The sequence below is a fragment of the Micromonospora sp. NPDC048170 genome (assembly GCF_040652795.1).
In the GTDB taxonomy this organism is placed as follows: Bacteria; Actinomycetota; Actinomycetes; order Mycobacteriales; family Micromonosporaceae; genus Micromonospora.
This window is the reverse complement of sequence record NZ_JBEZMR010000007.1, coordinates 227606-239629: the sequence shown is the minus strand read 5'-3', so window position 1 is coordinate 239629 and position 12024 is coordinate 227606. Positions and strand designations below refer to the sequence as shown.

5 protein-coding genes are annotated in these 12024 nt (G+C 73.9%); all 5 read right to left on the bottom strand.

Annotated features, from left to right (window positions below; translation table 11 throughout):
* On the bottom strand, window positions 1–4644 hold a 4644-nt coding region (locus AB0D32_RS13685), incomplete at its 3' end, for an amino acid adenylation domain-containing protein (RefSeq protein WP_357089069.1).
* Window positions 4641–9653: an amino acid adenylation domain-containing protein gene (locus AB0D32_RS13680; RefSeq protein ID WP_357089067.1), complete on the bottom strand. Its 5013-nt coding sequence runs from the start codon at window positions 9651–9653 to the stop codon at window positions 4641–4643. The genes AB0D32_RS13680 and AB0D32_RS13685, both read right to left, overlap by 4 nt.
* 62 nt (window positions 9654–9715) lie before the next feature.
* On the bottom strand, window positions 9716–9922 hold the full coding sequence (locus AB0D32_RS13675) for an MbtH family NRPS accessory protein (RefSeq protein ID WP_357089065.1): 207 nt from the start codon (window positions 9920–9922) through the stop codon (window positions 9716–9718).
* Complete coding sequence (gene sbnB / locus AB0D32_RS13670; protein ID WP_357089061.1) at window positions 9919–10956, bottom strand: 2,3-diaminopropionate biosynthesis protein SbnB; 1038 nt, start codon at window positions 10954–10956, stop codon at window positions 9919–9921. Before sbnB ends, AB0D32_RS13675 begins: the two co-directional genes overlap by 4 nt.
* Window positions 10950–11930, bottom strand: a complete 981-nt coding sequence (sbnA, locus tag AB0D32_RS13665) for a 2,3-diaminopropionate biosynthesis protein SbnA (protein ID WP_357089058.1) — start codon at window positions 11928–11930, stop codon at window positions 10950–10952. The genes sbnB and sbnA overlap by 7 nt, the downstream gene beginning before the upstream one ends.
* Between the last annotated feature and the right edge of the window lie 94 nt (window positions 11931–12024).

Sequence of the window (12024 nt, the reverse complement as noted above, 5' to 3'; positions counted from 1 at the left end):
CACCGACACCTCACCCGCCGGCAGACACACCACCAACGCGTCACCATCCACGTCGGCGACCATCGCCTCCAACACCGCCCGGTACATGCCACCGAGGCGGGCGACCTGCGGCACGTCGAGGTGGCGCAGGTTGGCCTCCAGCGTGATGAAGCCGAGCCGGCTGATCACGCCGAGCGGGAACTCGTTCGGGCTGTCGTCGATGGAGTCGGCGTAGTCGATCTCGTCGGAGTCGATCTGGTGGAAGTCGTGGAAGCTGAAGCGGACGTCAAGCATCCGGGTGCCGTCGCCGACCTCCCGCTGGAGCATCGGCAGCGGGTACCGGCGGTGCGGCCACAGCTCCAGCTCCCCGGCGAACGTCGACTGGATCAGCTCCCGCCAGGTCCGCGCGGAGGCGTCGTGCACGAACGGCACCGTGTTCAGGTGCATGCCGTAGACCCGGTCCGCGCCGGCGACCTCCGGGCGGATGTTGGAGACCAGCCCGCTGAAGAAGGACTCCGACCCGGTGAGCTGGCTCAGCACCTTCAGGTGCGCCGCCAGCATCACCGACTTGAACGGCACCCCGGTCTGGCGGGCCAGCGCCCGCAGGCCGGGCTCCAGGTCGTGCAGCGGCACCCAGTGGTCGTACTGTGCGCCCTCGTCGGCGGTCGGGTCGCCCCAGCCCTCGGGCAGCACGAACCGGTCCCGGCCGGCGACCCTGGCGTGCCAGAAGTCGCGGTCCGCCCCGTCTCCGGTCGACCGCAGCTCGGCGGCGACCGCGTCGGCGAACCGCACCGGCGGGACGGGGCGCGGCTCGACCGGCAGCCCGTCGCGGATCCGGTGGTACGCGCCGACCAGCTCCATCATCAGCGAGTGGTAGCTCCAGCCGTCCATGATCGGGTGGCACTCGGTGAGGGTGAGCCACCAGCTGCCGTCCGCGCAGACCCGCGCGTGCAGCCGGAACAGCGCCGGCTGGCCGAGGTCGAACATGTCGGCCCGCTCGGCGGCGATGAAGTCGCGCAGCTCCCGCTCCAGGCCGGCCCGGTCGTCGGCCCGCGCCAGGTCCATGCCGACCGGCATCTCCGCGGTGGCGTGCACGAGCTGCATCGGCACCGAGTAGCCGGTCAGGTCGAAGGACGTGCGTAGCACCTCGTGGCGTCGCACCAGCAGCGCGGCGGCCTCCCGGAACGCGTCGAACGAGAACTCGCCCCGGTCGGGAATGCGGTAGGTGGTGGCGTTGAGGTAGTGGCTGCGCTCGTCGGCGAGCATCTCCGCCAGCATCCCGAGCTGCACCTGCGTGCACGGGTACGCGTCGACGACGCCGTCGGGCAGCGCGGCCCGGTCGGCCTCGCCGATCAGCGCGAACGGGGCGACGGCCGGCTCCGGGGCGGCCGGCGCGGGGCGGCCGGTGAGGAACTCCGCCAGCTCGGCGATGCTGCGGCGCTCGAAGAGGTCGCGTACCTGCACGTCGAGGCCGGCGGCCCGGATGGCCCCGGCGAGCGCCACGGCGCGGATCGAGTCGCCGCCGACGTCGAAGAAGCCGTCCTCCACGCCGACGCGCTCCAGGCCGAGCAGCTCGGCCCAGATGGCGGCGAGCCGCTCCTCCACCTCGGTACGCGGCGCCAGGTAGGGCCGGTCGGTGGCGGTCACGGCGCGGTCGGGCGCCGGCAGCGCCCGCTTGTCGAGCTTGCCGTTGACGGTCAACGGCAGCCGGGCCAGCGGGACGAACGCCGACGGGATCATGTACTCGGGCAGGGTGCGGGCCAGCGCCGCGCGCACCTGTCCCGGCCGGGGCAGCTCCACCTGCTCGTCGACGACCGAGTACGCCACCAGCCGCCGGTCGCCGGGGGTGTCCTCGCGGACGACGACCACGGCCTCCCGGACCCCGGGCAGGGCCGAGATGGCGGCCTCGATCTCGCCCAGCTCGACCCGGTAGCCGCGGATCTTCACCTGGTCGTCGATCCGGCCGACGAACTCCAGGCTGCCGTCGGCGCGCCGGCGGGCCAGGTCGCCGCTGCGGTACAGCCGGGCGCCGGCGGGGCCGAACGGGTCGGGCACGAAGCGCTGGGCGGTCAGCTCGGGCCGGTTCAGGTAGCCCCGGGCCACGCCGGGGCCGCCGACGTGGATCTCGCCGGTGACGCCGACCGGCACCGGGTTGCCGTACGGGTCGAGCAGGTGGATGCTCAGGTCGGCCAGCGGGACGCCGATCGGGTTGGCGGCGGCGCCGGCCAGGTCGTCCGGGCCCACCTCGTAGTAGGTGGCGTGCACCGTGATCTCGGTGATCCCGTAGAGGTTGAGCAGCCGGGGCGCGGCCAGCCCCCGACGGGCCACCCAGGGGCCGAGGTCGCCGTACTCCAGCTTCTCCCCTGCGAAGATGACCGCGCGCAGCGCGAGCCGGTCGATGCGGGGGTCGCCGTCGCGGGCCAGGCCCACCAGGCCACGGAACGCCGTCGGGGTCTGGTTGAGCACGGTGACCTGCTCCTCGACCAGCAGGTCGAGCAGGTCACCGGGGGAACGGGTGACCTCGCGGGGCACCACGACCAGCCGGCCGCCGTGCAGCAACGCGCCCCACAGCTCCCACACCGACACGTCGAAGGCGTACGAGTGGAACAGCGGCCACACGTCGGCGGGGCCGAAGTTCAGGTCGTCCTGCGCCACGGTCATCAGGCGCAGCACGTTGGCGTGGGTCAGGAAGACGCCCTTGGGGCGGCCGGTCGACCCGGAGGTGTAGATGACGTAGATGAGGTTCTCGGGGTCGACGGCGACGCCCGGGTCGGTGCCGGGGCGCCCGGCGATCTCCCCGGCGTGCGCGGGGTCGTCCAGCACCACCACGACGCCGTCGAAGTCGGCGAACCGCGCCCGGTGGGCCTCGGTGGTCACCACGATCCGCGCGCCGGCGTCGGCCAGCATGAAGTCGACCCGGTCGGCCGGGACGCCGGGCTCCACCGGCAGGTACGCCGACCCGGACTTGAGCACGCCCAGCAGGGTGCAGACCAGCTCCGCGCTGCGGTCCAGGCAGACCGCGACGAGCCGCTCCGGGCCTGCGCCGAGGGCCCGCAGGTGGTGCGCCAGCCGGTTCGCGGTGGCGTCCAGTTCGGCGTACGTGAGACGCCGCGCACCGTCCACGACGGCGGTCGCGCCGGGGTGGGCGGCGGCGGTGGCGGCGAAGACCCCGTGCACCGGCCGGGTCACCCCCGCGGCGGGGCGGGCCGGGGCGGGGGTCGCCGCCGCCAGCTCAGCGTCGTCGAGGATGCGCAGCTCGGAGATCCGGGCGTCCGGGTCGGCGGCGACGTGGTGCAGCAGCCGGCCCAGGTGGTCGGCCATCCGCCGTACGGTGGCCGGGTCGAACAGCGCGGTGGCGTACTCCAGGTGCCCGCGCAGCTCGCTGTCGGCTCCCTCGACGACGTGCAGTTGCAGGTCGACCTTGGCGACCCGGGTGGGCAGCCAGAGCGTCTCGGCGGTGAGGCCGGCCGGCCAGGTGCCGGTGGGCGTGTCATCGCCCAGCGTGAAGGCGACCTGGTAGAGCGGCGTGCGGGACAGGTCCCGCTCCGGTTCGAACTCGTCGACCAGCAGCGCGAAGGGCACGTCGGCGTGCGCGAAGGCGTCCCGCACGGTGGCGCGGGTGGAGCGCAGCAGGTCGGCGAAGGCGGGGTTCCCCGTCCAGCTGCCCCGCAGGACCAGGTTGTCGATCCCGTACCCGACCAGGTTGCGCAGCTCGGCGCGGTCACGCACCGACGTCACGCTGCCCACGGGGATGTCGGTGCGACCGGTGTAGCGCGACAGCAGCGCCTGGAAGGCGGTCAGCAGGGTGACGAAGAGGGTGGTCTCGGCGCCGCGGGCGATGTCGCGCAGCGCGGCGGAGACGTCGGCGGGAAGCGCGAACGGGACCGACGCGCCCCGCCAGTCGCGCACCCGGGGCCGGGGCCGGTCGGCCGGCAGCTCCAGCGGGGCGATGCCGGCGAGCCGGTCGCGCCAGTGCTCCAGGTGCCGCTCCAGCAGCTCGCCGCGCAGCCGGTCGCGCTGCCAGGCCGCGAAGTCGGCGAACTGCACGGCCGGCGGCGTCAGCGACGACCGCTCGCCCTGGACGAACGCGCCGTACAGCTCGGCCAGGTCGCCGAGGAGCACCGTCGTGGAGGGCGCGTCGCAGGCGATGTGGTGGATCACCAGCACCAGGAGGTGCTCGGCGGGTCCCAGTCGCAGCAGCGTCGCCCGCACCGGCCACTCGGCGGCCAGGTCGAAGCCGGTGGCGGCCAGGTCGGCCATCAGCGTGGCGGCCCGGTCGTCCCGCTCGGCCTGCGGCACGTCGGCCAGGTCGACCAGCGGCAGCTCCTGCGGGCGGGGCTCGTCGATGACCTGCACCGGCGTCAGGTCGGCCAGCTCGTACCGGGTGCGCAGGATCTCGTGCCGGGCGATCAGGGCGTCCCACGCCCGGGTCAGCGCGGCCCGGTCCAGCGGCCCGCGCAGGCGCAGTGCCGCGGAGACCAGGTACTCCGGGCTGGTGGTGTCCATCTGGTTGAGGAACCACATCTGCTGCTGGCCGAAGGAGAGCGGCAGGTCACCCGAGCGGTCTGCGGCCGGGATCGCGCTGCGACGGCCGGCGGCCCTGCCCGCCAGCCGTCGTTGGACGAGCGACTCGCGCAGGTTCGGCTGGTTCGCGGTCGAGGTCATGCCTGGTGCTCCTTGGTCTGGCGCAGGTCTTCGGTCAGCTCGGCGTCGGAGAGTGCGTCCACCTCGGCCCGGATGAGGTCCTCCACCGCACCCGCCATCGCCTCGACGGTCGGGTGCTCGAAGACGAGCCGCAGCGACACGTCGAGGTCGAACTCCTCCTGGAGGCCGGCGACCAGCCGGCCCGCCAGCACGGAGTGTCCGCCCATGGCGAAGAAGTTGTGTCGTACGCCGACGGGCACACCCAGCAGGTCGCTCCAGATCGCGCAGAGGCGTTCCTCGACGATCGTGCGGGGCGCCACGAGGGCGTCCTCGGCGCCGGCGGCACCCGTCGACACGGCGCGGGAGAGCAGGCCGAGCAGCGCCGCCCGGTCCACCTTGCCGTTCGCGTTGAGTGGAATCTCGGACACCGGTACGAGCAGGCTCGGCGTCATGTAGTCGGGCAGCAGCCGGGCGCAGTGCGCGGCCAGGTCGGGTGCCTCGCCCCGGTGGAACGCGACCAGCCGGTCCTCGTGGACGATGACCACGCACCGGTCCACCCCGGGGTGTTCCTCGACGACCGCACGGATCTCGCCGAGTTCGATCCGGTAGCCGCGTACCTTGACCTGGTCGTCGGCCCGGCCGACGAAGTCCATCACCCCGTCCGGGCGCATCCGGACCAGGTCCCCGCTGCGGTACAGCCGGCTGCCCGGCGGCCCGTACGGATCGGGCACGAACTTCTCGGCGGTGAGATCCGGTCGACCGGCGTAGCCGGTGGCCAGGCAGTCCCCGCCGATGTACAGCTCACCGACCACGCCGACGGGCAGCAGGCGCTGCCCGTCGTCGAGCACCCGGACGGTGGTGTTGGCCATCGCGCGGCCGATCGGCACGATGTCGGTGGTCTGCGGCGTGACGACCGGGTGGGCCGTCATGATCACGGTGGTCTCGGTCGGCCCGTAGCTGTTGGTGAGGCCGCCCGGCCCGAGCCGGTCCAGCCAGCGGTTGGCGAGGTCCCCGTGCAGTGCCGCCCCCGCCGTCCAGATCAGCCCGGAGAGTTGGGTGGCCTGCTCGTCGTCGAGCTGCTCGGTGAGCAGTTCCAGGTGCGGCGGGGTCATGATGAACCGGTCGAACGGGCCGGCCTTGACGAGCAGCGCGCCCAGCTCGGCGACGTCGAGGGCGGCGGGCAGCAGGGTCACCGCCTGGCCCGACACCAACGGGCTGAACAGGTTGGGGATGGACAGGTCGAAGGCGATGGTGGTGAACAGCGGTGCGCCGTCGCCCTGCCCGGCCCGCGCTCCCCGGTCGCCCAGGGCCTCGGTCTCGACGGCGCAGGCGAGGAAGTTGGACACCGCGCGGTGCGGCAGCGCCACACCCTTGGGGCGGCCGGTCGATCCGGAGGTGAACAGCACGTAGGCCGTCTCCAGCGGGTCGGTGTCCCGGTCCGGCCGGCCGGCGGGGCCGGCACAGATCATCAGCCGGTGGGTGTCGACGTGCAGGGTCGGCACGGTGAACCGCGGGGCGTACGCCGCCTGGGTGACGCCCAGCTTCACGCCGGCGGTGGCGAGCATGTGCCCGATCCGCTCGGCCGGGTAGGACGGGTCGAGCGGCAGCACGGCCGCCCCCGCCTTCCAGGTGCCGAGGATCGCCGCGACCAGGTCGACGCCCCGGTCCAGCAGCACGGCCACCACCGCGCCCCGGTTCACGCCGGAGTGCCGCAGGTGGTGGGCGAACTGGTTGGCCCGGTCGTCCAGCGCCGCGTACGTCGTGGTGAGGTCGCCGTGCCGCAGTGCCACCGCGTCCGGCGTACGGTGCCGCTGGGCCTCGAAGAGGTCGCAGACGGTCGCGGCGGAGCGGGGCACGGTGGGCCCGTGGACCTCGTGCAGGAGCTGGTGCCGCTCGGCCGGCGCGAGCAGGTCGAGATCGTCGAGCGGGGTCTGCGGCGCAGCCACCGCCGCAGCGAGCAGCCGGACGAAGTGGTCGGCCATCCGCCGGACGGTCCGCTCGTCGAACAGGGCCGTGGCGTACTCCAGGCTGCCGGCCAGCGTGCCGTCCGGGCGGGGCCAGACGTGCATGGTGAGGTCGGTCTTGGCGATCCGGGCCGCCCGGCGCAGGGCGTCGAGCAGGGCCGGGTCGTCGGTGGACTGGCCGGTGATGCCACCCTCCTGGGCGTTGAGCATCACCTGGTAGAGCGGGGTGCGGGAGAGGTCCCGGACGTCGACGAGGTCGTTGACCACCCGCTCGAAGGGCAGGTCCTGGTGGGCCAGGGCGGCCAGGGTGCGGGACCGGACCGCCCGCAGGGCCTCCTCGAAGGGGGCGGACGGGTCCAGGGTGCAGCGCACCACCACGGGGTTGAGGAAGACGCCGGCGATCTGCTCCGTCTCCGCCGGCCGTCGCCCGGAGGTGGGCGCGCCGACCGCGACGTCCCACTGTCCGCTGTAGCGGGCCAGCAGCGTGGCGAAGCCCGCCAGCATGGTCATGAACGGGGTCGCCGAGCAGCGCCGGCCCACCGCGGTCAGCTTCTCCGCCAGCTCCGCCGGTACCTCGAACTCGACGTGCGCGCCGTGCGGATCGCGCTCGGCCGGCCGCGGCCGGTCCAGCGGGAGGGTCAGCTCGGGCACCCCGGCCAGTTGCTCGCGCCAGAAGCCGAGTTCCCGCTCGACCCGCTCGTCGGTGAGCTGCCGGTGCTGCCAGGCCGCGAAGTCGGCGTAGTGCACCGTCAGCTCCGGCAGGTCGGGCTCCCGGCCGGCGGCGAGGGCCGCACAGAGTTCCCGCAGGTCACGCTCCAGGACCCCGGCGGTGGTGGCGTCGGAGGCGATGTGGTGCAGCGCCACCAGCAGCAGGTGGTCCGCCCCGGCCGAGGTGACCAGGGTGGCCCGCCACAGCGGCCCGGTACGCAGGTCGAAGCCCTGGCCGAGCTGGGCGTCGACGAGGTCGACGAGCGGGACCTCGGTCGCGTCGCGGACGGTGAAGTCGATCGGGCCGGGCGGGTCGATCCGCTGCTGCGGCTCGCTGTCCCGGGTCAGGTAGCGGGTGCGCAGCGCCTCGTGCCGGGCTTCGAGCGCGGTCAGCGCCGCCCGTACGGTGTCGGGCGCCAGCGATCCGGGCAGCCGGAGGTAGAGCGGCACCACCCACTCGGGGCTGCCCGGGTGCAGCTGGTCCAGCAGCCACAGCCGCCGCTGGGCCGGGGAGAGCGGCAGCGCCCCGGTGCGGGGCGTCGGGACCACCGGCGACGTCGCGGGGGCCCCGCCGGTGAGCAGGGCGGCCTGCGCCTCGACGGTGCTCGCGGTGAGCAGTTCCCTGAGCTCGATGCGCACGCCGGACTCGGCGGCGAGGCGGCTGGCGATCCGGATGGTCACCAGCGACGACCCGCCGAGCTGGAAGAGGTCGTCGTGCGCCCCCACCCGGTCGACGTCGAGCAGCTCCTGCCAGAGCCGGGCGACCAGGCGTTCGGCGTCCGTGCGCGGGGCCACGTAGACCGGTCCGTCGATGCTCTCGACGGGCGGCAACGCGGCCCGGTCGACCTTGCCGCCGGTGGTGAGCGGGAACTCCGCCACCGGGACGAACACCGCCGGCACCAGGGCGTCGGGCAGCCGGTCGGTCAGGAAGGAGCGCAGCTCCGCGGTGGTCAGTGGGCGCCGGCTGGAGACGTACGCGGCCAGCCGGGGGCGGCCGGCGGGCTCGGCGAAGCCGACGACCACCGCCCGCCGGACGTCGGGGTGGGCGGCCAGTGCGGCCTCCACCTCGCCCGGCTCGATCCGCACTCCGTTGATCTTGAGTTGGTCGTCGGCGCGGCCGACGAACTCCAGGCTCCGGTCCGAGCGCCACCGGACCTGGTCGCCGGTGCGGTAGAGCCGCGCGCCGGCCGGACCGTACTCGTCCGGCACGAACCGCTCGGCGGTCAGGTCGGGCCGGTTGACGTACCCGCGGCCGAGCCCCGCCCCACCGACGTAGAGATCACCGACCACGCCGATCGGCACCGGTCGCCGGTTCGCGTCGAGCACCTGGAGGCGGAGGTTCTCCAGCGGCCGGCCGATCGGCACCGGGCCGGTGCGCTGGTCGAGGTCGACCTGCTGGGCGGTGACGTCGATGGCGCACTCGGTCGGCCCGTACGTGTTCCACACCCGCACCCCGGGCACCGCCGCCAGCCGCTGGCACAGCTCGGCGTGCAGCGGCTCGCCCGCGGAGAAGACCAGCCGCAGCGAGGTGCACCGCGGCCACTCCGGCTCCTCCGTCACCAGTTGCAGCACCGACGGGACGCCCTGGAGCACGGTCGCCCCGGACCGGATGACCGCCGCCACCAGCGCGGCGGGGTCGCGTTCGGCGCCGTCCGGCGCGAGCGCCACCGTTGCCCCGCAGATCAGCGGGGCGAAGAACTCCCAGCCGGCGGCGTCGAAACTCACCGCGGTCTTCTGCAACACCCGGTCCGCCGCCGACAGGCCGTGCTGCCGGACCGTCCAGGCCACCCGGTTCCCGATGCCCCGGTGGGTGACGACCACGCCCTTCGGCCGGCCGGTGGAGCCGGAGGTGTAGATGACGTACGCGGCGTTGTCGGGGTCGATCCGCACCGGCGGCGCGGTGTCCGGCCCGGCCTCGATCCGGGACCGGTCGGCGTCCAGGCAGACCACGTGCGACGGCCCGGCCAGGCTGTCGTCGAGCAGGTCGGCCTGGGTGAGCACCACGTCCACCCCCGTGTCGGCGACGATCCACCGTCGCCGGTCCACCGGGTGCCCCGGGTCCAGCGGCAGGTACGCGCCACCGGCCCGCCACACCCCGAGCAGCGCGACCACGAGGTCGACCCCCCGGCGCAGGTACACGCCGACCGTCGACTCCGGGCCGACGCCGAGCCCGACCAGGTACCGGGCGAGCTGGTTGGCGCGGCGGTCGAGCTCGGCGTAGTCGACCCGTACGTCGCCGGCGAGCACCGCGGTCGCGTCGGGCGTCGCCGCGGCCTGACGGGCGATCAGTCCGGGCAGGACGACCGGATCGACCGCGCCCGCTCCGGCGGCCGGCAGGGTGGACAGAGGGGTGCTCATCGGTGCTCCTCCGGGGTGGGGTTTGAGCGCGGACGGCCGGAGTCACACCTCCGGCGGGCCCGTCAGACGGACGCGCCGTCCATCCGCAGGCGCAGGCTCTTCGGCCGCATGTCGGTCCAGAGCTCGTTGATCCGGCTGAGGCAGTGATCCTTGGTGCCCTCGGTGCCCTCGGCCCGCCAGCCGGCCGGCAGGGCCCGGTCGCTCCACCAGATCGAGTACTGCTCCTCGTCGTTGAGCACCACCAGGTAGCTGCGGTCGTCGTCGCTCATGGTTTCTCCCTCGTGGGTTCCGCGGTCGCCACGGCGGCGGCCGGCACGGGTGTGAAGTCGTCGATCCGCACGCCGAGGCCCTGCCGGGCCGCCGTGTCGCGGACGTGTTGGGCCAGCGCGATGTCCAGCACGCCCAGCCCGAACGGCGAGACCACCACCGGGCCGGGAACTTCGGCGGCGGGCAGCGCCGCACCGCCGGCCAGCCGGCCGATGGTGGTGTGGATGAAGTCCCGGCCGCCGGTCAGCTGCTCGGCGAGGTGCAGCGAGGTGCGCTCGCGGCACACGTGGTCGGGGTCGTCGACGACGTTGCGGGCCGACAGGACCGCCCGGGGGTACAGGTCGCGCAACGACAGGTGCAGCACCACGCTCTCCGGCTGGCAGGCGGTCAGCTCCAGGTGCGGGTCGCTGGCGGTGGTGGCGATCGAGACCAGCCGGTGGGCGGCCAGGGCCTCCTCGGCGCTCTCCGCCACGCTGATCGTCGTGGCCGGCAGCAGGGCCGCCGCCCGCCCGGCGAACGCCTCGGCCCGCCGCGGGTCCGAGTCGTACAGCACGAGCGAGGCCGGCGGCGCCAGGGCCACGGTCAGGAAGCGCAGCACCTGCTGGTTGATCAGCCCGCAGCCGATCAGCGCCAGGCCGTCGGGGCGGCGGTCGGCGGCCAGCAGCTGCGCGGCGAGGGCCGCGCCGGCCGCGGTCCGCGCCGCGGAGATGACCGATCCCTCGATCACCGCGTCGGGCTGGCCGGTGGCGAGCGAGTTGAGCACGATGGCGGCGCTGGCCCGGTCCAGGCCCCGGTCGATGTTCGCCGGGAACGAGGAGATCCACTTCATGCCGGCGGCCGGCGGGTCGGCGCCCAGGTACGCGGGCAGTCCGATGATCCGGTTGCGGGCGTTGTCGGGGAAGCGCAGGAAGACCGAGTGGGGCACGCTCGTGCGGCCCTGCTCGTGCAGGAGGTACGCCTGTCGGACGATGTCGATGACCCGCGCCTCGTCGCCGTCGAGCACGTCCCGGACCACGGCATGGCCGATGATCAGCATTTGTCGCCCTTCCACAGGTGGCTGACCTCGCCGAACTGTTCGGTCACCCAGCGATCGGAGTAGATGGTGTCGAGATAGCGGTCCCCGTTGTCCGGGAAGATCAGGACGCTGGTGCTCCCGGCGGGGAGGCCCGCGATCCGGCGGCGCAGCGCGGCCACCGTCGCCCCGGACGACCCGCCGGCGAGGATGGCCTCCCGCGTGGCCAGCAACCGGCACCCGACCACGCAGTCCAGGTCGGACACGTGCAGCACCTCGTCGGGCCTGGCGTTGGCGGCCAGCGGTGGCACGACCGAGGCGCCGTGCCCGGGGATCAGCCGGGGCGCGGGCGGGTGACCGAAGATCGCGCTGCCGACCGCGTCGACCGCGACGATCCGGGTCTGGTGCCCACCCTCGCGCAGGTAGTCGGCGCAGCCGACCAGCGTGCCGCAGGTGCCGGTGGAGCAGAACAGGTAGTCGACCCGGCCGTCCAGCTCGGTCATGATCTCGGCCATGGTCTGCCGCTGGGCGAGGGCGTTGAGCGGGTTCGTGTACTGGTCCGGGCGGTAGGCTCCGGGCACGGTCTCGACCAGCTCGCGCACCCGGCGCCGCCGGACCGCGAGGTACTCGCCGGTCACCGGGTCCGGGTGCTCGATCATGTCGATCTCGGCCTGGTACGCGGCCAGCACCGCCAGGTTCTGCCGGGTGGTCTTCGGGTCCACCACGCAGATGAACCGGATACCGAAGTACGCGCAGATCTGGGCCAGGCCGATGGCAAGGTTGCCGGAGCTGGACTCCACCACCACGGAACGGCCCGGTGCCAGTTCACCGGATTCGATCTTCCCGCGCAGCATGTTCAGCGCCGCCCGGTCCTTGATGCTCCCACCCGGATTGAACAGTTCGAGTTTCGCGTACGCCCGGGCGGGAAACTCGGGAAACAACCGGTCCAGTCGTACCAGAGGCGTGTTGCCGACCGTGGAGAGAATTCCCTGATCCATTTCAACCCCCTCTCCGGGCTGACGAATGCCGCCCGCGTTCACGCGCGGGCGCTGTGTCGCCGGCGCCGCGATGACGGGCGCCGGGTCTGCGAGG